The organism is Fictibacillus enclensis (assembly GCF_030123385.1).
In the GTDB taxonomy this organism is placed as follows: domain Bacteria; phylum Bacillota; class Bacilli; order Bacillales; family Fictibacillaceae; genus Fictibacillus_C; species Fictibacillus_C enclensis.
In genome coordinates, this window is sequence record NZ_CP126109.1 from 1922039 (window position 1) to 1942580 (window position 20542).

The following is a 20542-nucleotide window of genomic DNA, read 5'->3' on the forward strand; positions in this document are numbered from 1 at the left end:
AATGAAATAAGCATGTTTTTCATGTTTTTTTCATTATTGGCACGATGACAGGCGGAAATACAGGGAATTTTATCGATGATCGAAAGCAAAATGCGCGTTTTTTTTGGATTAAGGCAAGGATATTCATGAATGAGTTTTTTTAATCTGTTGATGATTCGTCGTTTCCTTTTCATGTGGTCATAACCGTCCTTTTTTTATAATTGGTTATAGTATGCCGCCTGTTTTTTTCAGATTGCGAGGAAAATAGTGGAATAGACAAAAAAATCCCTGTCACATGGACAGGGATTTTCTTTATGCTCGGTTCAGGATTACAGTGGAAGGGGGTGTAAAAGGATTCTCTTTATTAATGCGGTCATAGAACATAATGCCGTCAAGATGATCAATCTCATGTTGAAACACAATGGCGGGCATGCCTTTTAATTTTAAATCGACTTGTTCGCCTTTTATTGTAGTTCCCCTGACGGTAACTTTCGCGTAGCGCGGAACATACCCGGGAACATCTCGGTCAACTGAAAGGCAACCTTCGCCACCTTCGAGATAGGTGACTTTAACGGAGTGGCTGACAATTTTCGGATTGAAAAGAGCATAACTGTATAATTCACCTTGATCATCCTCGGTATGTACTGCGATGATCCGTTTGGGAATTCCGATCTGTGGGCATGCGAGACCTACTCCAGGCCGAAGGTTGTATTTTTGTGCCAGCTCGGGATTTTGACTGTTTTTTAAAAACTTAAGCATTTCTTTCGCAATTTGAATATCCTCTTGCTGAGGAGGAAGTTCAACGTTTGTTGCCCTCTCGCGAAGAATGGGGTTGCCTTCTCGGACAATATCTTTCATGGTTAGCATAGGTTTTCCTCCCATTATGGTGATTTCTCTTATTCATATGACAATCGCTTTTTCTGTATTCTACCATATTTATGAGTCCGAAACGCTAGAAAAAGGAGGTGAGATCGCTCATTTCCTGAAAAAAACGTGTTTTGAAACAGATGAATACAGATAGTGATACAGCGCTTTGTGATAAAGGTGCAACAGCAATAGTCCAGGGAAAAATAATTCAATAACTTATTGGTATTAAACAATTGACGGTCAATATACGAAGGTGTAAACTAATGATGTGTTTAAGATGATTGTATTACTCTATATTCAAAAAAATAGTAATACAGTTTATGAAAGCCCTTATATAAAGGAAGGGTGTACAAGCTTAATGTTTACCCTGGGTTAAATAGGGAAACAGCAATAATGATTTGTGCATCGGGACCCTTCAAGGCTTTTTTATAAACCATGTCATGTATACGGTAAATTTTGGGCAATCTAATAGAAGCGCCTATTACATACATGGCGGATAACATTGGTGTAAGGAAGGAAGAGGTGAAGGTTAATGAGTTTGATTGAACAGGTTGAAAAACAATTTGAAACCTTTAAAATCTTATCAGAAGACGGGAAAGTAGTTAATGAATCTGCTATGCCTGAACTTTCAGATGAAGAATTACAGGAATTAATGACACGTATGGTATATACGCGCATTTGGGACCAAAGAGCAATCTCCCTAAACCGTCAGGGACGGTTAGGATTTTATGCGCCGGTTGCAGGTCAAGAGGCTTCCATGCTTGGATCTCAATATGCGCTGGATAAAGAAGACTGGATTCTTCCAGGATATCGTGATATCCCGCAAATCGTGTTCCACGGACTGCCGTTATATCAAGCTTTTCTATACTCCCGTGGACATTTCGGAGGCGGCCAAATTCCGGAAGGCGTAAATGTTCTTATGCCGCAAATCATCATCGGTGCACAAATTATTCAAGCAGCTGGTGTCGGTGTCGGACTTAAGAAAAAAGGCAAAAAGAATGTTGCTATTACTTACACAGGTGATGGCGGAGCTTCCCAGGGTGACTTCTATGAAGGTTTGAACTTTGCTGGAGCATATAATGCACAGACGATTTTTGTTGTGCAAAATAACCGTTTCGCGATCTCTGTTCCAGTAGAAAAGCAGTCCGCAGCAAAAACAATTGCTCAAAAAGCGGTTGCAGCAGGTATCGAAGGAATCCAAGTGGATGGAATGGACGTACTCGCTGTTTATTCTGCAGTCAAGCAGGCACGTGAGCGCGCATTAAACGGAGACGGTCCAACATTAATCGAAACTCTTACTTACCGTTATGGTCCGCATACTATGGCTGGAGACGATCCTACACGGTACCGTACAGAAGACCTTGACAGTGAATGGACGAAGAAAGATCCTCTTGTTCGTTTCCGCACCTTCCTTGAAGGAAAAGGACTTTGGTCTGAAGAGCAAGAGAATAAAGTAATTGATCAGGCGAAGGATGATATTAAAGCTGCGATCAAAAAAGCCGATGCAGCTCCAAAACAGAAAGTAACTGATCTAATCGGCTTTATGTTCGAAGAGCTTCCTCACAATCTTAAAGAGCAACTTGAAGAATACAAAGCAAAGGAGTCGAAGTAATATGGCTCAAATGACCATGATTCAAGCAATCACAGATGCAATGCGCACTGAATTGAAAAACAACGAAAATGTTGTTGTATTCGGTGAGGATGTTGGTCAAAACGGCGGAGTTTTCCGTGCGACAGAAGGCCTTCAATCCGAGTTTGGCGAAGATCGTGTATTCGATACTCCGCTTGCAGAGTCCGGAATCGGCGGTCTGGCGATCGGACTTGGACTAACTGGTTTCCGCCCAGTTATGGAAATTCAGTTTTTCGGTTTTGTTTTTGAGGTAATGGATTCCGTGGTGGCTCAGGCTGCACGTATGCGTTACCGTTCTGGAGGAGTATACCACTCTCCAATCACGATCCGTTCACCATTTGGCGGCGGCGTAAAAACTCCTGAGCTTCATGCGGACAACCTCGAAGGTCTTGTGGCTCAGGCTCCTGGTATTAAGGTCGTTATTCCTTCTACACCATACGATGCAAAAGGTTTGTTAATTTCTGCAATCCGTGACAATGATCCGGTTGTATACCTTGAGCACATGAAATTGTACCGTTCTTTCCGTGGCGAAGTTCCGGAAGAAGAATATACAATTGAAATCGGAAAAGCTGATGTAAAACGTGAAGGAAAAGATGTTTCCATCATCACTTACGGTGCAATGGTTCACTCTTCTCTAAAGGCAGCAGAAGAGCTTGAAAAAGAAGGAATCTCCGCAGAAGTGGTTGACCTTCGTACAGTGAGCCCTCTTGACATTGATACAATCATTGCTTCTGTTGAGAAAACAGGACGTGCCATTGTTGTTCAAGAAGCACAGAAACAAGCAGGTGTAGGTGCAACTGTTGTTGCTGAAATCAATGACCGTGCCATCCTAAGCCTTGAAGCTCCTGTACTTCGTGTCGCTGCTCCTGATACTGTATTCCCGTTTGCAGCAGCAGAGGACGTTTGGCTTCCTGATTATAAGGATATCGTTGAAAAGGCGAAGACAGTTTATAACTTCTAATGCTAAACAACAGGTCTGAAAAAGAAATCTTTCTGATTTCTTTTTCGGCTTTTTATCCATTAAAGCATGATTAATTTTTTACTATAGGAGGCGTTGTTAGTGGCATTTGAATTTAAGCTTCCCGATATCGGTGAAGGTATCCACGAAGGCGAAATTGTTAAATGGTTTGTAAAAGCAGGAGATGAAGTCAAGGAAGACGACATTCTTCTTGAAGTACAAAATGATAAAGCAGTAGTTGAAATTCCTTCTCCAGTAGATGGGAAAATTCTTGAAGTAAAAGTAGACGAAGGAACAGTATCTGTTGTTGGTGACGTGCTTGTAACCATCGAATCCGACAGTGCGCCTGAATCTGAAGAAACAGAAGAAGCACCAGAACAGCCTAAAGCAGACGAAGAGCAAAAACCTGCTGCTGAGCCTGAGCAAAAAACAGAAGCGGCAAAAACAGAACCATCTGCTGATGAGTTTGTGGATGAAAACAAGCGTGTAATCGCTATGCCTTCTGTTCGTAAATATGCACGTGAAAAAGGCGTAGATATCCGCAAAGTTTCCGGTTCTGGAGACAATGGCCGTGTTATGAAAGAAGACATCGAAAAATTCTTGAGCGGTGATACAACTAGTCAAGATCAGGAAGCTGTAACGGCTCCTGCTGAAGCGCCTGCTGCGAAAGAAGCACCAAAAGCAATTCCTGCGGGCCAAAACGAAACACGTGAAAAAATTAAAGGTGTACGTAAAGTCATTGCCAAAGCGATGGTGAACTCCAAGCACACAGCTCCTCATGTGACATTGATGGATGAAATCGATGTAACTGAGCTTGTGGCACACCGTAAGAAGTTTAAGCAGGTTGCAGCTGATAAAGGAATCAAGCTTACTTACCTTCCATATGTTGTAAAAGCATTGGTTTCTGCTGCTCGGGAATTCCCGGCAATTAATGCATCCATTGATGATGCCAATGAAGAAATCGTTTGGAAGAACTATTACAACATCGGAATCGCTGCTGATACAGACAACGGTCTAATGGTTCCTGTCGTAAAAGATGCTGACCGTAAATCCATCTTTAAAATTTCTGCGGAAATCAACGAGCTTGCGGTTAAAGCGCGTGACGGAAAACTTTCTGCTGATGAGATGAAAGGCGGATCTGTAACGATCTCCAACATTGGTTCAGCAGGCGGACAATGGTTCACTCCGGTAATCAATCATCCGGAAGTTGCCATCCTTGGAATTGGCCGCATTGCAGAAAAAGCAGTGGTGAAAAACGGGGAAATTGTCGTAGCACCTGTTCTTGCGTTATCATTAAGCTTTGACCACCGTTTGATCGATGGTGTAACGGCTCAAAATGCAATGAATCATATTAAGCGTTTATTGAACGATCCACAACTACTAGTAATGGAGGCGTAGAGAAATGGTTGTAGGTGATTTTCCGATTGAATTAGACACACTCGTAATTGGTTCCGGCCCTGGGGGATATGTGGCTGGAATCCGTGCTGCACAGCTTGGCCAAAAGGTTGCTGTTGCCGAAAAAGGTGAAATGGGCGGCGTATGCTTGAACGTTGGATGTATTCCTTCAAAAGCTTTGATCAATGCTGGACACCGTGTAGAACATGCTAAGCATTCCGATGATATGGGAATTTCAGCAGAGAACGTAACTGTTGATTTTGGCAAGGTTCAAGAATGGAAATCCGGTATTGTGAAAAAGTTGACTTCTGGAGTTCAAGGTTTGCTTAAAGGGAATAAAGCGGAAATCATTCGCGGGGAAGCTTACTTCGTTAACGAAAACACAGTACGCATCATGGATGAAAAATCATCTCAAACATATACTTTCAAAAATTGCATCATTGCAACAGGTTCCCGTCCGATTGAAATTCCTGGATTTAAATGGAGTGACCGTGTTATTTCCTCAACAGGAGCACTTGCTCTTCAGGAAGTTCCTAAAAAGATGGTAGTCATCGGCGGTGGATACATTGGTATGGAGCTTGGAACTGCATTTGCAAACTTTGGCACTGAAATAACAGTGCTTGAAGGAAGCAAACAAATCCTTCCTGGCTTCGAAAAGCAAATGAGCCAAGTGGTTTCCAAGCGTCTGAAGAAAAAAGGCAATGTAGAAGTGTTTACACAAGCTCTTGCCAAAGGCGTAGAAGAAACCAAAGATGGAGTTACAGTAACGGCTGAAATCAAGGGTGAAACAAAAACCTTTGAAGCAGATTATGTATTGGTTACTGTGGGACGCCGTCCAAACACTGAAGAACTCGGTCTTGAACAAGTGGGAATTGAAATGACTGAGCGTGGATTGATCAAGATTGATAAGCAATGCCAAACAAATGTTAAAGGCATTTATGCAATCGGCGATATCGTTGAAGGACCTGCTCTTGCTCATAAGGCTTCTTATGAAGGTAAGATTGCGGCTGAGGCGATTAGCGGCCATCCTTCTGAAATCGACTATCTTGCCATTCCAGCTGTAGTATTTACAGATCCTGAATTGGCTACTGTCGGTTATGATGAAAAGAGCGCAAAAGAAGCTGGATTTGAAGTGAAAGCTTCCAAGTTCCCGTTTGCTGCAAATGGACGTGCTCTTTCCATGAACGAAACTGACGGTTTCATGAAACTGATCACTCGTGCTGAAGATGGTTTACTTCTTGGTGCTCAAATTGCAGGTGGTAACGCCTCTGATATGATCGCTGAACTTGGACTTGCGATTGAAGCTGGAATGACAGCTGAAGACATTGCAATGACCATCCATGCTCACCCAACATTCGGTGAGATTTCCATGGAGGCAGCCGAAGTTGCTCTTGGTTCTCCAATTCACATCGTTAAATAATAGTTATTATAGAAAAAACCTTCCGGCTGGGAAGGTTTTTTTGTTGCATAATTCACATGAAAAAAGCGGTCCTTGGGAAACAGGAGCCGCTATTTATCCTATTTATGGGTTGACTGCCACCATGAAGCATAAAGTAGGAAAGGGGGATGTCTATGAGAACCTTTAGCTTATTGACGCTGCTTCATGTACTTTTATGGGCAGGTTATTTTACAGTCATTGAACTTTCTCAAAACGACAGGTCATTTTTTGAAGTGATGTTGTTTTTCATGTTTTTGTACTTTTCCTATTTGGTATCTGTAAGGGTGTGTCAGTCAACATTTTCTGCTTTAAAAAGTACGTTATGTTCATCCGTTTTATTTCTTTTAACAAAATTGACAATGCTGTCTTTACCTTTTTTGCTCTGATTTTCTTATGCTGGCGAGTTCTTCACGCAATGTTTTTACCATTGAGAACATCATTGCAATAAGGATAAAGGCAAAGGGGAAGGCAGCGATAATTGCAGCGGTCTGAAGTCCCTGTAGTCCTCCTGACCAGAGAAGAACAGCAGCTGTGGCTGCCTGAACGATTCCCCAGACAAATTTGATTTTATTTGGCGGATAAAGGCTGCCGTTGGAGGTCTGCATGCCAAGAACAAATGTTGCTGAGTCCGCAGATGTAATAAAGAATGTGGCGATTAACAGGATTGCAATCACCGACATGACATTACCCAATGGCAAATGGCCAAGCATTGCAAACAGAGCAACTTCAGATCCTTCTTTGTTAATGATGTCATTAATATGGAAATCATGAAACATTTCCAGGTTGATCGCTGTTCCGCCGAAGACAGAAAACCAAAGTGCGCCAAAAATGGTCGGAACCAAAAGGACTCCAATGATAAACTCCCGGATTGTTCTTCCTTTTGAAACTCGTGCAATAAAGGTACCAACAAATGGTGCCCATGCAATCCACCATGCCCAGTAAAAGACGGTCCAGCTTTGAATCCAGGAAGAATTTTCTGGATTGAATGTACTAAGGTTAAAGCTCATGCTTGGAAGGAATTGAAGGTAGCTCCCTAGAGACTGGACAAAAGCATCCATAATGAAATTGGTTGGGCCTGCAAAGAGCAATGCAACCATTAAAAGGATAGCTAATATGATGTTCGTGTTACTTAAATATTTAATACCCTTATCCAGGCCCGTCTGAGCGGAGAACATAAATAGGAAAGTAACGATGATAATAATGATAAACTGTGTTTGAAAGTTATTTGAGACGTCTGTTAAGTAAGATATCCCTCCACTGATCTGAATAGCTCCAAGACCAAGCGAAGTGGCCACACCAAAGACAGTGGCGAAAACGGCAATTACATCTATAGTTTTTCCGATTGGCCCATTGACCCGGTCTCCAATAAGCGGGGTGAAAATGGCGGAAATTAATCCAGGCGCATTTTTTCGGAATTTAAAGTAGGCCAGTGATAATCCAATTAAGGTATAAATTCCCCACGGATGGAGTCCCCAATGGAAAAAGCTGTAGCGAAGAGCATTTTGTGCAGCCTGCGGGCTGGCAGCCTCGCCACTTGGCGGAGTAAAATAATGGCTGATCGGCTCCGCCACTCCCCAGAAAACAAGACCAATACCCATCCCTGCACTGAACAGCATGGCAAACCAGGTAATCGTACTGTATTCTGGACGGTCATCAGGATCTCCTAAACGAATTCTTCCAAACTTGCTGAATGCAAGGAAAAGGACGAAAACGAGGAAGGCGGTTGCAGACAAAAGATAAAACCAGCCGAATTTATCCTGAAGGAAATTTTGAACCGCAGTTGCTTTCTCGGCAAATTGTTTAGGAGCAATTATGCCTGGAGCAATAAATATTAATGATATGATTAAGGATACGATAAAAACTGTGTTCGATTTTTTGATAATGTTTCACACCTTTACTAAAGAAATTTTTTTTAGTTTCAGGTCCATTCATAGTATTGCCTTCATCCCCCAAGTTAATAGGATATCGAACATAAAAAAAGAAGTCTAACCAAAAGGTAGGACTTCGCCCATTAAAATTACACCTGTGATGTTAACCCGTTTTATTTTCTTTTATAGTAGTACATAATCCTTCCATTAAATAAATGAAGCTCGGCATCCAGATGCTTAGCCAGGAACTTGCAGAATTCATTTGCTTTTCCTTTATCACCATGGGTAAATCCTTCAGGAAGGGTAACTTGAATATAGGGGATGGACGAACGGGATCCTGCTTCATTATCTACCCCAACCATAATGTATTTAAACCGCATTTTATCATTGCTGTTTAAATAAAACCATTGGCCTTTTGCATGGCTCTTCTCTTCAATGGTGTAGGGGAAAGCTGATTCCCCGTATTGCCAACCCAGCTGGGAACCGGTTTTGCTGGTGATGTCCTTGTAATAATGGAAGAGATCCTTTACTTCATCGATTGAAATGGTTTGTTGCTTTGAAGCCGGCACTAACTTAATATAAGCATTTTCCTGCAAGGCGAATCCCCGCTTTCTTTAAAATCATCCATTATATAATATACCTTTAAGTTTATCATTATTTAAAATATTTTGACAATAAAGGTTTATGTGTGGAGTCAGAGGGGAAAAAGATATAAATTGCAAGATGTTATAAAACACATTTCAGCGAATATAGTTGTGATATATTGCAAGCATAGCAGCCCGTTTTACGAATGAATTTAAAGGAGGGGTTACTGTGGAAATTTTTGAAAAGCTATACGATGAACAAGAAAATGTGGGGGTCAGGTTCGTTGGTTTTACAACGGAAGATGTTCGTTATGATTTTGGAATTGTTCACACTAATATGTTTTTCGGAAAGCCGCTGGTCATCTGTATGCAGACAGGGCGTTCTGCACTTTTAGATGCCAATGACTTGCAAAATTATGAGTACTTGCAACGGGTATTCCAAATTCATTCTTTAAAGGAAGCGAAAGATTTGTCCTTATTTTTTGAAGAGTCGGTTCCCCATATACCTGCTTCTGAACAATATGATTAATTATCCTAATTCAATAAATATGACACACTAATTAAAGGTTGACAAAATGAATGTGACATAATATTATAGAGATAAGAATAAAAGCGCTTACATGAAAAGGAGATGTTTTGTGATGGGAGAAATCATTTGCCAAACATGTGACAACACTATTGAACATTTTGAAGATGAAAAAGTAACGAAGTTATATTCCAATAAATGCCCGAACTGCTCAAGCAAAAACGAAAAAAAATAGGGAAGTTAAAGGACCCGGCATACTAAAAGCCGGGTCCTTTTATATTGAAAAACGCCTGGAAGTTTATCCAGGCGTCTGTTCTTAACGGATTGCGATATGCTCTTTAATGACTTTGATCATTTTCAAATCCGGATCTTCAGGTCCTTGAACTGGAAGACCAGCTTCAATCGTTTCTTTAACATAATTCAGGTTCTCTTGAGTAATAATTTCTCCTGGAATGAAAATTGGAATACCAGGAGGATACACCATCAGAAACTCCGCAATGATTCTTCCGGCGGATTCTTCAAATGGAATACTTTCCGTATCGGCATAAAACGCATCGCGCGGTGACAAAGCAAGAACCGGAATATCCGGAACGTGTACCGGGAGTGGCTGAACCGGTTTGCCGCCAGGATTTTTTCCGAAGTGCTCAGCCATTTTTTTTAATGCCTGAACAAGGACCATAATATTTTTTTCGTGGTCTGCAGTAGTAATCAAACAGAGGATATTATACAGATCGGAAAGCTCTACTTCGATGTTATTTTCCTCGCGGAGCCATACTTCTGCATCGTAACCTGTGATGCCAAGATCTTTTACTGAAATCAGCAGTTTTGTAGGATCAAGATCATAGGTTGCTTCTTTTCCCAGTATTTCCTCACCCACGCAGTACAGCAGGGGAATCTGGTTGATCTTCTCTCTTGCCTCATTGGCTAATTTAATGGTTTTTTCAATGATGCTGTATCCTTCAGTAGCAAGACGCTTGCGGGCTGTATCGAGTGATGCCAGCAGAATATAAGAAGTGGATGTGGTGGTTAGCATACTTAAAATGGTTTGCACGCGTTTTGCTGAAACAAGCCCTTCTTTTATATTCAGTATTGAACTACCGGTCAAGGATCCGCCCAATTTATGAACAGAGGTCGCGGCCATGTCTGCTCCAGCCTGCATGGCTGACAGAGGCATTTTATCATGGAAATGAATGAGTACGCCATGAGCTTCATCCACGAGAACAGGAACATGATAGCTATGGGCAATGTCCACAATCTCGCTTAAGTTGGCTGAAATGCCATAATACGTTGGATTAATGACAAGGACCGCTTTGGCATCCGGGTTTTGCTCGAGCGCCCTTTTCACGCTCTGAGGTGTAATGCCATGAGAGATCCCCAAATCCCGGTCAATTTCCGGATGAATGAAAACAGGGGTGGCTCCGGAAAAGACGATCGCCGTCATGATGGATTTATGCACATTGCGCGGGACGATAATTTTATCTCCCGGCGAAACAACGGACATAATCATGGTCATGATGGCTCCGCTTGTCCCCTGGACAGAAAAAAACGTGTGATCTGCTCCGAATGCCTGGGCGGCAAGATCCTGCGCCTTTTTAATCATCCCTTTGGGCTGATGAAGGTCATCAAGTGGTGCAATATTAATCAAATCAATCGATAATGCGTTTTCGCCGATAAAATCCCTGAACTCAGGATCCATTCCCTGGCCTTTCTTATGACCGGGAATATGGAATTGGTAAGGGTTACGTTTGGCATGTTCTTTCAAGCCGGTAAATAAAGGGGTTTCATGTTGTGACAATTCAGACACCTCATCTATAATGAACTTAATTCGTTTCTTTGTATATTTGTACATAGTAAAACAAAAGACAGTATATCAGATTCTAACAGTTTTGTATGCAAAGAAAACCAAAAAAGAAGGATAGGGGAGAAAAGAGGATGAATACGAGAATTACGAAAATGCTGGGCACACGATATCCAATTGTACAAGGAGGCTTGGCCTATCTTGCTTATTCAAGACTAGCTTCTGCGGTATCGAATGCCGGCGGCCTCGGTCAAATCACCGCCATGTCGCTTGAAACTCCGATTCATTTAAAAGAAGAAATCAGAAAAACAAAAGAAATGACGCCGTTTCCTTTCGGGGTGAATTTTGCCATCGGACAGCACGGCCGCCCCTACGAGCATATGGTGGAAGCGGCGGTTGAAGAAAGTGTCCCGGTTATCAGTATGACAGGTGGAAACCCTGCGGGAATTTTTCGGATGCTTGAAGGAATACCCGTCAAAAAACTCGTTCTTGTGGCATCGGCCAGGCAGGCTATAAAAGCAGAACAGCTTGGTGCGGATGCAGTAATGGCAGTTGGCCAAGAAGGAGGAGGGCATATTGGCAGAGACGATATAGGAACGATGGTCCTCATACCGCAAATTGTCGATGCGGTGTCCATTCCGGTTATTGCATCAGGAGGAATAGGGGATGGCAGAGGATTGATGGCAGCGTTGGCTCTTGGAGCTGAAGGCATTGAAATGGGTACAAGGTTTATTGCCACAAAGGAATGTGAGCACGCCCATCCATCTTATAAAGAGGCACTTGTTAACGGCCTAGAAACGGATACGGCCGTTATAAAACGAACACTCGGGGCTCCTGGAAGGGCTGTCGCCAACAGTTGGACCAACCTCATTCTCTCACGGGAGGAAGAGGGTGCAGCGTATGAAGACTTGAAAGACCTGATTAGTGGAGAGCGGAATAAAAATTATATCTATGAAGGAAAAGCAGATGAAGGATTTGGTTGGGCCGGCCAGGTGATGGGAAGAATTCATGATGTTCCTTCGGTCGGGGAACTGATGGACCGCATCATTGATGAGGCAATCGAAATACGCAGTAAATGGGCTAAGGTGGGATTGGAAAAATAAAAAACAATCTACCCAAACCTTTTTTTTAGCCAACAATATAATGGTGGTAAGAAGAGGAGAAACCTTCTCCACTTCTTGCCTAATCAAACTTATTCGGAATATATCTTCTTTTTCAGCTCATACAGAGGCATAAGGGTTTGAAAAACAGAATCCGCTTTATGTATAAACGTGTCTCCATCCATCTGTATGGCTTCCTCTTTTGGAATATGTATTCCACACAGAAGTTCAGCTTTTTTTACATTTGCCAAGGAATTGATAAAATCAGAAAGTTTGCCGTTTTTCACATCGAGGTGTGGAAGGGCATATGGCTTCATGTGATCTTGCGACCAGACAAAGTTATCAGGGATATTCTTATTGATTGAATCCAGCTTTTCTTTTAATAACGCTGCAAATTCTTTTTTTACGGGAGATTCATAAATGACAGCAAACCAGATGAAAATATGGGTTTCAAAAAGCCCGATCTGGAAATGAGGGAGCTTTTTATAGCCGCGGTTGCTGCTTGAGAAGGCCACCCATGTATCATTGGGAGGATTGACGGTTCTGCGGGCATGTTTGGCCACATGATAAAACATTTCTTCTCCAGTGGATGATGAAAGTTCCGCAGCAAAATGTTTTCCCAACTCCTCCAATTTCGGTCTGACCTGTTCGATCAGTTTCTCCATTCTCGCCTCTAGGCCATCAATGGTAAATACAGAAAAATCTTTCTCGTTAAATCCATCAAATTGCATTGTCTTTCCTCCTGCTAAAAAACGTAATTGTCGTTCAGGTTAGTAGTTTACCACAGTTCGCAATATATGCTACTTTTATATAATTTTATGAAAAAAAGAGAATAAGGTTGCATTAAGCCAAAGTCAATCATATGATAGAAGACAATATCCGAAATCAGAATATTTAGTATTCTTACAAAAGAGAGAAAGGATGTGTAAAGTGTATGAAACAAGTCATTCAAACCCTAAAACGAACGGATGCAGAACGCAGAATCCCTGTATTAAAACTTGAAATCGACTATGAATTGTCCACCCTTTTCGATGCGCTACAAAATAAAAACACAAAACAAATCAATGAGTCGAAGCGTAAGCTGGAGAAATTACGTCAAGAGCTAGTGAGACTAGAGGCATGATCACAACTGACACAGGGTAAAAAAAACGAACCTGATCTTATGCAGGGTCGTTTTTTTTGGTGTAAGGGGGGAACCTCCTTTTTTTCAATAAGCATTGTATGGTTATGTTGGGGGCAAGTAGTGGTAACATATAGTAAAGGAATCACGAGACAAGGAGTGGATATAAAAATGGATAGCGCAAAGCTCACGGAACTTTATGAGACGGCAAAAAGCTGGGTGTTTGAAGCTGGTGAAGTCATTAAACGTTCGTTTTCAGACGAATTGAACATTACATACAAATCACATGCTGCGGATCTTGTGACGGATATGGATAAGGGAATTGAACAGTTTTTTATTGATAAAATCAAAAATAAATACCCGGATCATGAAATTTTGGGTGAAGAGGGATATGGAGACAAGGTTAAAAACCTTGATGGCACAGTATGGATCATTGATCCGATTGACGGTACAACGAATTTTGTTCACCAGCAATTGAACTTTGCCATTTCGGTCGGCGTGTTTCATGACGGAGAAGAAAAGCTGGCTTTCATTTATGATGTGGTTCGCAATGAGCTGTTTCACTGCAAGGCTGGGGAAGGACTGTATCTCAATGAAGAAAAATTGCCGAGGCTGGAAGATACCACACTTGATAAGTCGGTAATTGGCCTGAATGCAACATGGATTACACCGAACCCGAAAATTGACCATCAGCTTCTTTTGCCTCTGGTGAGAAAGTCACGGGGAACACGATCGTATGGCACAGCAGCCATCGAGCTTGCATATGTGGCATGCGGACGCCTGGATGCGTATGTGACATTGAGACTGTCGCCTTGGGATTTTGCTGCTGGCTATATTTTAATTAAAGAAGCTGGCGGGATTATCTCGGACGTGAATGGGAAGGCAGTCAATGTACTCGATAAAACAAGCATTTTCGCAGCAAAGCCTTCCTTGCATCAGGAAATCCTTGGCCTCATTTCACCAGGAACAAGTGCCAATGGACAGTAGACTGTTTGTAACAGAAGATCTTCCTTTTTTAAAGAAAATGATTCTCTCCTCTCCGCGCTGGCTGGAGGAGGAAGGGCTGACAGGTAACGAAAGTGAAGCTGAGCTTGAAACCTATATGAAAACGTACGATAAGACGGGTGGAGAATGGCTGATCTGGAGTATAAACGGACAAAAAATAGGAGCAACGTATCTTGTATACGCTGCTCCTTCTAATGGAAAGCCATGGCTTGGTACCATTCTTGTTGATCCGGAACAGAGAAATCAGGGTCACGCCCGGGAAATTGTGGCTGATTGCTGCAGAAAAGTGGAAACCCTCAGCTCTGTTCTATTTTCTGCCGCACCTGTCTTAAACCACGATTGGATCCTATTTTTAAACAGGAACGGTTTTGAGCAAATAGGTCTGGAAAAAGATGAAAAAGGAAAAGAATATATAAAGTTCGCTAAAGCTGTTTCTCTGGCTTAAGCATTATTGTTTCTTTCTCTGAACTTCTTTTTCAAAGAAAAGCCAAAGCCCATTAGGAAGAAGACAGCGACAATGGCAATAATGGCGATGAGCCAGCTGTGTTGTCCTATGGCAACACCGATAAGCGCAATACTGAACGTCGTTAATACGGCGATCACTAAAAAAATGATATTTTCAGCTTTCATGATAAACCCTCCAATCTTCCGCATTATAAGTATAGTGTAACTAATTTTTCAAAAAAGAAAAAGACTGTTGTACTTTGTGGTATAATAGTAAAGTTGAAAACCAATAACCAAATTGAGAAAAAATATCCAGACTGGTACTGGGAATTTTATAAATAAAAAGATAGGATTTTTAAGGAGAGATTACTTTGGATTTAAGAACAGACATTAAGAACATCGCGATTATCGCGCACGTTGACCATGGGAAAACAACACTCGTGGACCAAATGCTTCATCAGTCAGGAACATTCCGTTCGAATGAACATGTAAATGAACGGGCTATGGACTCCAATGATATTGAGAAAGAACGCGGGATTACCATCCTGGCTAAAAATACAGCCATCAATTATGAAGGTACACGAATCAATATCATGGATACACCAGGACACGCCGATTTCGGTGGAGAAGTTGAACGTATTATGAAAATGGTGGATGGTGTGCTTTTAGTGGTTGATGCCTATGAAGGATGCATGCCGCAAACCCGCTTTGTTTTGAAAAAAGCGCTTGAGCAAAAACTTACTCCTATTGTTGTCGTGAATAAAATTGACCGTGAATTTGCACGTCCTGAAGAAGTGGTTGATGAAGTGATCGACTTGTTTATCGAGCTGGGTGCTGACGAAGACCAGCTGGAATTCCCGGTTGTGTATGCTTCAGCCATTAACGGTACCGCAAGCAATGACCCGGGTCAGCAGGATGAAAACATGAAAGCTCTCTTTGATTCCATCATTGAGAACATCCCTTCTCCAGTGGATAACAGTGCTGAACCGCTACAATTCCAAGTTGCACTGCTGGATTATAATGATTACCTTGGTCGTATTGGAATCGGCCGCGTATTTAGAGGAACCATGCATGTCGGCCAGTCGGTATCACTTATGAAGCTGGATGGATCGCTGAAAAAATTCCGTGTAACCAAAATATTTGGTTTCCTAGGGCTAAAGCGTGTAGAAATTCAGGAAGCCAAAGCGGGCGACCTTGTTGCTGTTTCGGGAATGGAAGAAATCAATGTCGGAGAAACCGTTTGTCCCGAAGGCCAGGAGGAGGCACTTCCGGTTCTTCGTATTGATGAGCCTACATTGAAAATGACGTTCTTGGTGAACAACTCCCCATTTGCTGGACGTGAAGGGAAATATGTAACAGCTCGAAAAATTGAAGAACGTCTTCGTTCCCAGTTGGAAACTGATGTATCTTTACGAGTGGATAACACAGATTCCCCGGATGCATGGATTGTCTCCGGACGTGGTGAATTGCACCTTTCCATCCTGATTGAAAATATGAGACGTGAAGGCTATGAACTTCAAGTTTCAAAGCCGGAAGTTATCGTACGAATGATTGATGGTGTTCAGTCTGAACCGGTAGAACGTGTACAAATTGATGTGCCTGAAGAATACACCGGAGCGGTTATGGAATCCCTGGGTGCACGAAAAGGCGAAATGTTAAATATGATCAATAACGGATCGGGTCAAGTAAGACTTGAATTTATGGTTCCAGCTCGTGGATTGATTGGTTATTCAACAGAGTTCCTTTCTCAAACCCGTGGATACGGAATCCTGAACCATACATTCGACAGCTACCAGCCGATTCACCAGGGACAGGTTGGAGGACGCCGACAGGGTGTTCTTGTATCAATGGAACATGGTAAAGCAAGCCAGTACGGCATTCTTAATGTGGAGGACCGCGGAACGATCTTCGTGGAACCGGGAACTGAGGTTTATGAAGGAATGATCGTCGGGGAACACACTCGTGAAAATGATATTACGGTTAACATTACAAAAGTGAAACAAATGACCAACATGCGTTCTGCCAACAAAGACCAAACCGTCAGTATGAAAAAACCGCGTGTTATGTCCCTTGAAGAATCACTGGAATACCTGAACGAAGATGAATACTGTGAGGTAACACCGGAGAGCATCCGTCTTCGTAAAAAAATCCTTGATAAAAATGAACGTGAACGAATGGCCAAGAAGAACAAACTAGCCAGTCAAAACTAATGATGTGCCGGGTGGGGTGTAAGTGATGAATGATAAAAAAGTCATGTCTGCGACGGGTGAAGATTCTTCACCCATCGCTCTTCTCTTAGGAATCAATGAACATCCAGTAGCAGGATTCTTTTTGTTATATTTGGTGATCACACTATTGACGATTCTCGTCTATAAGCTTGGGTTTGCAAAAAAGCTTCCTCCATTAAAGTCAGCAATCATTTATGTTCTATTGGTTCTTGGATGTTTTCCGCTTACGTTTTTTGGAATCGGACTTCCGGTTGCCGAAGGGCTGTTATGTGCAGCAGCGGTGCTTATCATCTATAAAATCCGTCTGCATCAAAGCAAACGAAACAAAGCTGAAAACCTTTAAGGAGAAAAATAATGACCTTACAGGACGCGCTTTACAACTGGCTGAGTATTAAAAAAGTGTCAGAAGAACGACCGGAAGATCAAGCTGCAAAAGATACCCTTCAGTTTTTTGATGAGATTTTGCGTGAAGATCACCATGTGTCAAACCCTTCAGTTAATCTGCAGGAAGAGAATTATGAGGTGGGATACATGATTGAAACCACCCACTTCAAAACGTCATTCCCCCGTGACTACATTGATGCTTTATGGGAATCCATTGAGGCAGAACCCAAATATAATTAAATGAAAAAACGCCCTGATCATGGAAAACGATCCATGTCAGGGCGTTTTTACTTTGAGCTCTTTTTTCAACCTGGCCTGTTGCTTGTAGGGGAAGGGGCGAACCTCCTGAAACGGAAATCAATCACTTCCTGGAGCAAGCAGCTTTCACTCTTGAATCATTCGTCCCAAAACGAGGGCATACAGCATATGCCCCGAAAACCAAAACAGAATAGCCAACCAGTCATTCCCGCAGGGGGCATAACAGATAACTTCGTCAGGGGAAAGTATAAAAAGGCAGCGAATAGGCTGAGCAAAAAGGCAACCCGAAAGGCTCCCAATGCAAGGTGACATCCGAGAAAAAGGGCAGTTATCCCGATCACACATGAGACCAGCAAACGCAATAAAAACTGGGACCATTCTGAAGAGAATACAGGAAGAAGGAATGGAAGGAAATCAATATTGATGAGAAGCGTGTAAACACGTATACCCGTTAACAGCTGTACACCCAGGAGAAAAAGCCCCAACACACAGCCCGAAAGAAAGCCGGCCCACAGGCCGGCAGCAACTGATTTACCATTCATTTTCTTTGGCAGGTGTCCGGTACAAAAGAAAATTTCCGGTCGATATTCTTTTATTGGTTTTATCAGTAATCCGTTCCTCACACTTTTCACACATAAAGGTATGGATCGGCCGGTTTCTCAGCCGCTTGGCCAGTGAGGATTGATCTTCAATGGATTGAATCGTATCACACAATACACATTTTACGCGCATAATTAAATCACCTCTATTTTTTGGTGCTGTTATTATTATAGCAAATAATGGGCGCTAAGCACCAATCATTCTCTGAATGGTCCGAAAACAAGGGTTACCAAATGCTATCGTTTCTTTTTCCTGTAATTTCCCTTGATTTCTTCTAACTTTATTGCTGTGTTCATACATTAGACTATAGTCCGTCCGGGCGGATCCATCCGGCCCCCGGTCCATGCAATATGCATTACATTTCCTTTTATTTATTAACACTGCCCATTCTTAACAAATAATGTCAGGAGGCTGTGTAGGATTGGATAAAATATGTGTCCTTGATACTAACGTTCTTTTACAGGATCCCCATTCTATATTTTCATTTGGCAATCAGGAAGTGGTAATCCCGGCAATTGTACTTGAGGAAGTGGATTCGAAAAAAAGATACATGGATGAAATCGGAAGAAATGCACGTGAAGTATCAAGGCTGATCGACAAGCTAAGAATTAAGGGGAAGCTTCATGAAAATGTTCCGCTCGAGAATGGTGGTACTTTGCGCGTGGAACTAAATCATAAATCGTTCCAGAGGCTTCAGGAAACTTTCTCGGAACATACAAATGATAACAGAATCCTTGCTGTTACGCTGAACCTGGCAGTCGAAGAAAAAGGAAAGGAAAATGGGAAAGAGGTTATTCTGGTCAGTAAAGACGTTCTTGTAAGAGTAAAAGCTGACGCCCTCGGCATTCAGGCAGAAGATTTTTTAAGTGATCGCGTGGTGGACAGGGATGAACAAACCTACCTGGGGTACAAAGAAATTTATGTAGCGAGCGAAGTGCTCGATAAATTCTATGAAAAGCATGAACTGGCTACGATCGAAATTGCCAATCATTCCTTCTATCCTCACCAGTTTCTGATTATGAAAGATCTGTACAGAAGCTCAGTTTCAGCACTGGCAAGAGTGGAGGATAACGGAAAGAAAATCAAGCCCCTTCTGTTTGACGGGGATTCGGTCTGGGGGATCAAGCCACGGAATGTCCAGCAAAAGATGGCGATCGAATTGCTGTTGAGAAATGATGTGCACCTGGTGACGCTGATCGGTAAGGCGGGAACGGGAAAAACCCTTCTAACTCTGGCTGCGGGCTTGCTTCAAACTGAAGACCTGAAGAATTATATTAAACTTTTTATTGCAAGGCCCATCGTTCCGGTGGGGAAAGATATTGGATATCTGCCTGGGGAAAAGGATGAGAAGCTGAAGCCGTGGATGCAGCCCATCTACGATAATCTGGAGTATTTGTTTAATGCAAAAAAACAGGGTGAGCTTGAAAAAATATTGGCAGGAATCGGCTCCATTCATGTCGAGGCGTTAACCTATATACGGGGGAGAAGCCTTCCGGATCAATTTATCATCATCGATGAAGCACAAAACCTGACCAAGCATGAGGTCAAGACCATCCTGACAAGGGTGGGAGAAGGAAGCAAAGTCATCCTATTGGGAGATCCAAAGCAAATTGATCATCCGTATCTGGATGAGTTTACGAACGGACTCACGTATGTGGTTGAAAAATTCAAGGACCAAAGCATCAGCGGTCATGTGAGGCTCGAGAAGGGTGAACGATCAAGCCTGGCGCAGCTGGCAGCCGATTTGCTTTAATCGGGATATTAAATAAACCTGATGCAGGTGCATCAGGTTTATTTAATAATGAATTTTCGAATGTTTTTTATTGGGTTATCCTTGTTTCTTCCGTCTCCATAATAAAAATGGACAGGACCGTCTTCTCTAAGCGGTTTTCCTTTTAAAGAGAATCCCAATATAGCCTTCATTCCATCTTCCAACGACAGTTCCACATAGCCATCTTCTGACTGCACTTCAAGGACAGACGCATTGGCATCAGGTACGGCATTTTTAATAAAATGGGACAGGGCAATAGCAAACGTACCGGTTGAAATCGTTTCTTTTAACGATTTATTGGGTTTGCTTTTCTTTTCCGGAGGAGCAGAGCCTTCTATCAATTCTCTGTCCCAATGGGAGGATACTGCTTTTAAATATTTTTCCTCTTCGCTTTCCAGATCTTCGTCGCGGTCAAAATAAGTGGTCAAATCAAATTTTCTCTCATCAAAAATAAAAACACCCGGATCGATGGCAAGTTTGTATTTTACGTTTCCCGTCATTTCCAGAACAAAATCCATAGTACCAAGCTCCTATATGTTGTATAGTTATGTTATATCCTCATTCATTCTAACATGAATAAGCATAATAC

General features: G+C 42.2%; 22 protein-coding genes. 14 read left to right on the forward strand and 8 right to left on the reverse strand.

Going from position 1 to position 20542, the window contains the following annotated elements; genetic code table 11:
- Positions 1-291: 291 nt before the first annotated feature.
- Positions 292-846, reverse strand: coding sequence for a peptide deformylase (def, locus tag QNH15_RS10310; RefSeq protein ID WP_283894499.1), 555 nt, complete (start codon positions 844-846; stop codon positions 292-294).
- Between the two features lie 532 nt (positions 847-1378).
- Here def and pdhA point away from each other — a divergent pair.
- The 4 genes from pdhA (at position 1379) to lpdA (ending at position 6249) form a co-directional block, all read left to right on the forward strand.
- Entirely contained in the window at positions 1379-2458 is a 1080-nt protein-coding gene (pdhA, locus tag QNH15_RS10315) for a pyruvate dehydrogenase (acetyl-transferring) E1 component subunit alpha (protein ID WP_283894500.1), read from the forward strand.
- A gap of 1 nt (position 2459) precedes the next feature.
- Complete coding sequence (locus QNH15_RS10320; RefSeq protein ID WP_061969138.1) at positions 2460-3437, forward strand: alpha-ketoacid dehydrogenase subunit beta; 978 nt, start codon at positions 2460-2462, stop codon at positions 3435-3437.
- A gap of 99 nt (positions 3438-3536) precedes the next feature.
- Positions 3537-4832, forward strand: a complete 1296-nt coding sequence (locus QNH15_RS10325) for a dihydrolipoamide acetyltransferase family protein (RefSeq protein WP_283894502.1) — start codon at positions 3537-3539, stop codon at positions 4830-4832.
- Between the two features lie 4 nt (positions 4833-4836).
- The gene (gene lpdA / locus QNH15_RS10330) at positions 4837-6249 is read left to right on the forward strand and encodes a dihydrolipoyl dehydrogenase (protein WP_129476176.1); all 1413 of its coding nucleotides are present in this window, start codon (positions 4837-4839) and stop codon (positions 6247-6249) included.
- 386 nt (positions 6250-6635) lie between these two features.
- On the opposite strand, the gene QNH15_RS10335 is transcribed toward lpdA, so the two are convergent.
- Both QNH15_RS10335 and QNH15_RS10340 read right to left on the reverse strand, forming a co-directional pair.
- On the reverse strand, positions 6636-8147 hold the full coding sequence (locus QNH15_RS10335) for a glycine betaine uptake BCCT transporter (protein WP_283895527.1): 1512 nt from the start codon (positions 8145-8147) through the stop codon (positions 6636-6638).
- A gap of 161 nt (positions 8148-8308) precedes the next feature.
- Entirely contained in the window at positions 8309-8731 is a 423-nt protein-coding gene (locus QNH15_RS10340; RefSeq protein ID WP_283894505.1) for a DUF1885 family protein, read from the reverse strand.
- Between the two features lie 217 nt (positions 8732-8948).
- Here QNH15_RS10340 and QNH15_RS10345 point away from each other — a divergent pair, with 217 nt between their 5' ends.
- Positions 8949-9248, forward strand: coding sequence for a DUF3055 domain-containing protein (locus QNH15_RS10345; protein ID WP_090233082.1), 300 nt, complete (start codon positions 8949-8951; stop codon positions 9246-9248).
- Between the two features lie 112 nt (positions 9249-9360).
- Entirely contained in the window at positions 9361-9480 is a 120-nt protein-coding gene (locus QNH15_RS10350; protein WP_283894508.1) for a GapA-binding peptide SR1P, read from the forward strand.
- Positions 9481-9561: 81 nt separating this feature from the next.
- Here QNH15_RS10350 and QNH15_RS10355 read toward each other — a convergent pair whose 3' ends face one another.
- Positions 9562-11040: an aminotransferase class I/II-fold pyridoxal phosphate-dependent enzyme gene (locus tag QNH15_RS10355; RefSeq protein WP_283894510.1), complete on the reverse strand. Its 1479-nt coding sequence runs from the start codon at positions 11038-11040 to the stop codon at positions 9562-9564.
- A gap of 137 nt (positions 11041-11177) precedes the next feature.
- Between QNH15_RS10355 and QNH15_RS10360 the strand changes: the two genes are divergently transcribed.
- The gene (locus tag QNH15_RS10360; protein WP_283894512.1) at positions 11178-12146 is read left to right on the forward strand and encodes an NAD(P)H-dependent flavin oxidoreductase; all 969 of its coding nucleotides are present in this window, start codon (positions 11178-11180) and stop codon (positions 12144-12146) included.
- 89 nt (positions 12147-12235) lie between these two features.
- Here QNH15_RS10360 and QNH15_RS10365 read toward each other — a convergent pair whose 3' ends face one another.
- Positions 12236-12874, reverse strand: coding sequence for a YktB family protein (locus tag QNH15_RS10365; protein WP_283894515.1), 639 nt, complete (start codon positions 12872-12874; stop codon positions 12236-12238).
- Between the two features lie 203 nt (positions 12875-13077).
- Here QNH15_RS10365 and QNH15_RS10370 point away from each other — a divergent pair, with 203 nt between their 5' ends.
- From QNH15_RS10370 to QNH15_RS10380, 3 genes are all read left to right on the forward strand, one after another.
- Entirely contained in the window at positions 13078-13266 is a 189-nt protein-coding gene (locus tag QNH15_RS10370; protein WP_061969159.1) for a hypothetical protein, read from the forward strand.
- A gap of 168 nt (positions 13267-13434) precedes the next feature.
- Positions 13435-14250, forward strand: a complete 816-nt coding sequence (locus QNH15_RS10375) for an inositol monophosphatase family protein (protein ID WP_283894517.1) — start codon at positions 13435-13437, stop codon at positions 14248-14250.
- Complete coding sequence (locus QNH15_RS10380; protein ID WP_283894519.1) at positions 14240-14713, forward strand: GNAT family N-acetyltransferase; 474 nt, start codon at positions 14240-14242, stop codon at positions 14711-14713. The genes QNH15_RS10375 and QNH15_RS10380 overlap by 11 nt, the downstream gene beginning before the upstream one ends.
- On the opposite strand, the gene QNH15_RS10385 is transcribed toward QNH15_RS10380, so the two are convergent.
- Entirely contained in the window at positions 14710-14898 is a 189-nt protein-coding gene (locus QNH15_RS10385) for a DUF5325 family protein (protein WP_061969164.1), read from the reverse strand. The two genes, QNH15_RS10380 and QNH15_RS10385, sit on opposite strands and share 4 nt — an antisense overlap.
- Before the next feature lie 185 nt (positions 14899-15083).
- Here QNH15_RS10385 and typA point away from each other — a divergent pair, with 185 nt between their 5' ends.
- From typA to QNH15_RS10400, 3 genes are read left to right on the forward strand one after another with little or no spacing between them, the layout of a single operon-like run.
- Positions 15084-16922, forward strand: a complete 1839-nt coding sequence (gene typA / locus QNH15_RS10390) for a translational GTPase TypA (protein ID WP_129476158.1) — start codon at positions 15084-15086, stop codon at positions 16920-16922.
- Positions 16923-16965: 43 nt separating this feature from the next.
- Positions 16966-17283, forward strand: coding sequence for a YlaH-like family protein (locus tag QNH15_RS10395; protein ID WP_061971561.1), 318 nt, complete (start codon positions 16966-16968; stop codon positions 17281-17283).
- An 11-nt stretch (positions 17284-17294) separates the two neighbouring features.
- On the forward strand, positions 17295-17564 hold the full coding sequence (locus QNH15_RS10400) for a hypothetical protein (RefSeq protein WP_061969168.1): 270 nt from the start codon (positions 17295-17297) through the stop codon (positions 17562-17564).
- A gap of 549 nt (positions 17565-18113) precedes the next feature.
- On the opposite strand, the gene QNH15_RS10405 is transcribed toward QNH15_RS10400, so the two are convergent.
- Complete coding sequence (locus tag QNH15_RS10405; protein ID WP_061969171.1) at positions 18114-18314, reverse strand: YlaI family protein; 201 nt, start codon at positions 18312-18314, stop codon at positions 18114-18116.
- Positions 18315-18582: 268 nt separating this feature from the next.
- Here QNH15_RS10405 and QNH15_RS10410 point away from each other — a divergent pair, with 268 nt between their 5' ends.
- Positions 18583-19935, forward strand: coding sequence for a PhoH family protein (locus QNH15_RS10410; RefSeq protein WP_283894523.1), 1353 nt, complete (start codon positions 18583-18585; stop codon positions 19933-19935).
- A gap of 38 nt (positions 19936-19973) precedes the next feature.
- On the opposite strand, the gene QNH15_RS10415 is transcribed toward QNH15_RS10410, so the two are convergent.
- Positions 19974-20471, reverse strand: a complete 498-nt coding sequence (locus QNH15_RS10415) for a molybdopterin-binding protein (RefSeq protein WP_283894526.1) — start codon at positions 20469-20471, stop codon at positions 19974-19976.
- Between the last annotated feature and the right edge of the window lie 71 nt (positions 20472-20542).

What these genes read in the sequence shown, in the direction of transcription:
- QNH15_RS10385 (WP_061969164.1), bottom strand. Translation starts at nt 14,898, where the DNA reads ATGAAAGCTGAAAATATCATTTTTTTAGTGATCGCCGTATTAACGACG.
- pdhA (WP_283894500.1), top strand. Translation starts at nt 1,379, where the DNA reads ATGAGTTTGATTGAACAGGTTGAAAAACAATTTGAAACCTTTAAAATC.
- QNH15_RS10350 (WP_283894508.1), top strand. Translation starts at nt 9,361, where the DNA reads ATGGGAGAAATCATTTGCCAAACATGTGACAACACTATTGAACATTTT.
- lpdA (WP_129476176.1), top strand. Translation starts at nt 4,837, where the DNA reads ATGGTTGTAGGTGATTTTCCGATTGAATTAGACACACTCGTAATTGGT.
- QNH15_RS10405 (WP_061969171.1), bottom strand. Translation starts at nt 18,314, where the DNA reads ATGCGCGTAAAATGTGTATTGTGTGATACGATTCAATCCATTGAAGAT.
- QNH15_RS10320 (WP_061969138.1), top strand. Translation starts at nt 2,460, where the DNA reads ATGGCTCAAATGACCATGATTCAAGCAATCACAGATGCAATGCGCACT.
- QNH15_RS10370 (WP_061969159.1), top strand. Translation starts at nt 13,078, where the DNA reads ATGAAACAAGTCATTCAAACCCTAAAACGAACGGATGCAGAACGCAGA.
- QNH15_RS10365 (WP_283894515.1), bottom strand. Translation starts at nt 12,874, where the DNA reads ATGCAATTTGATGGATTTAACGAGAAAGATTTTTCTGTATTTACCATT.
- QNH15_RS10380 (WP_283894519.1), top strand. Translation starts at nt 14,240, where the DNA reads ATGGACAGTAGACTGTTTGTAACAGAAGATCTTCCTTTTTTAAAGAAA.
- QNH15_RS10395 (WP_061971561.1), top strand. Translation starts at nt 16,966, where the DNA reads ATGTCTGCGACGGGTGAAGATTCTTCACCCATCGCTCTTCTCTTAGGA.
- QNH15_RS10400 (WP_061969168.1), top strand. Translation starts at nt 17,295, where the DNA reads ATGACCTTACAGGACGCGCTTTACAACTGGCTGAGTATTAAAAAAGTG.
- QNH15_RS10410 (WP_283894523.1), top strand. Translation starts at nt 18,583, where the DNA reads ATGTCAGGAGGCTGTGTAGGATTGGATAAAATATGTGTCCTTGATACT.
- QNH15_RS10415 (WP_283894526.1), bottom strand. Translation starts at nt 20,471, where the DNA reads ATGGATTTTGTTCTGGAAATGACGGGAAACGTAAAATACAAACTTGCC.
- QNH15_RS10360 (WP_283894512.1), top strand. Translation starts at nt 11,178, where the DNA reads ATGAATACGAGAATTACGAAAATGCTGGGCACACGATATCCAATTGTA.
- def (WP_283894499.1), bottom strand. Translation starts at nt 846, where the DNA reads ATGCTAACCATGAAAGATATTGTCCGAGAAGGCAACCCCATTCTTCGC.
- QNH15_RS10375 (WP_283894517.1), top strand. Translation starts at nt 13,435, where the DNA reads ATGGATAGCGCAAAGCTCACGGAACTTTATGAGACGGCAAAAAGCTGG.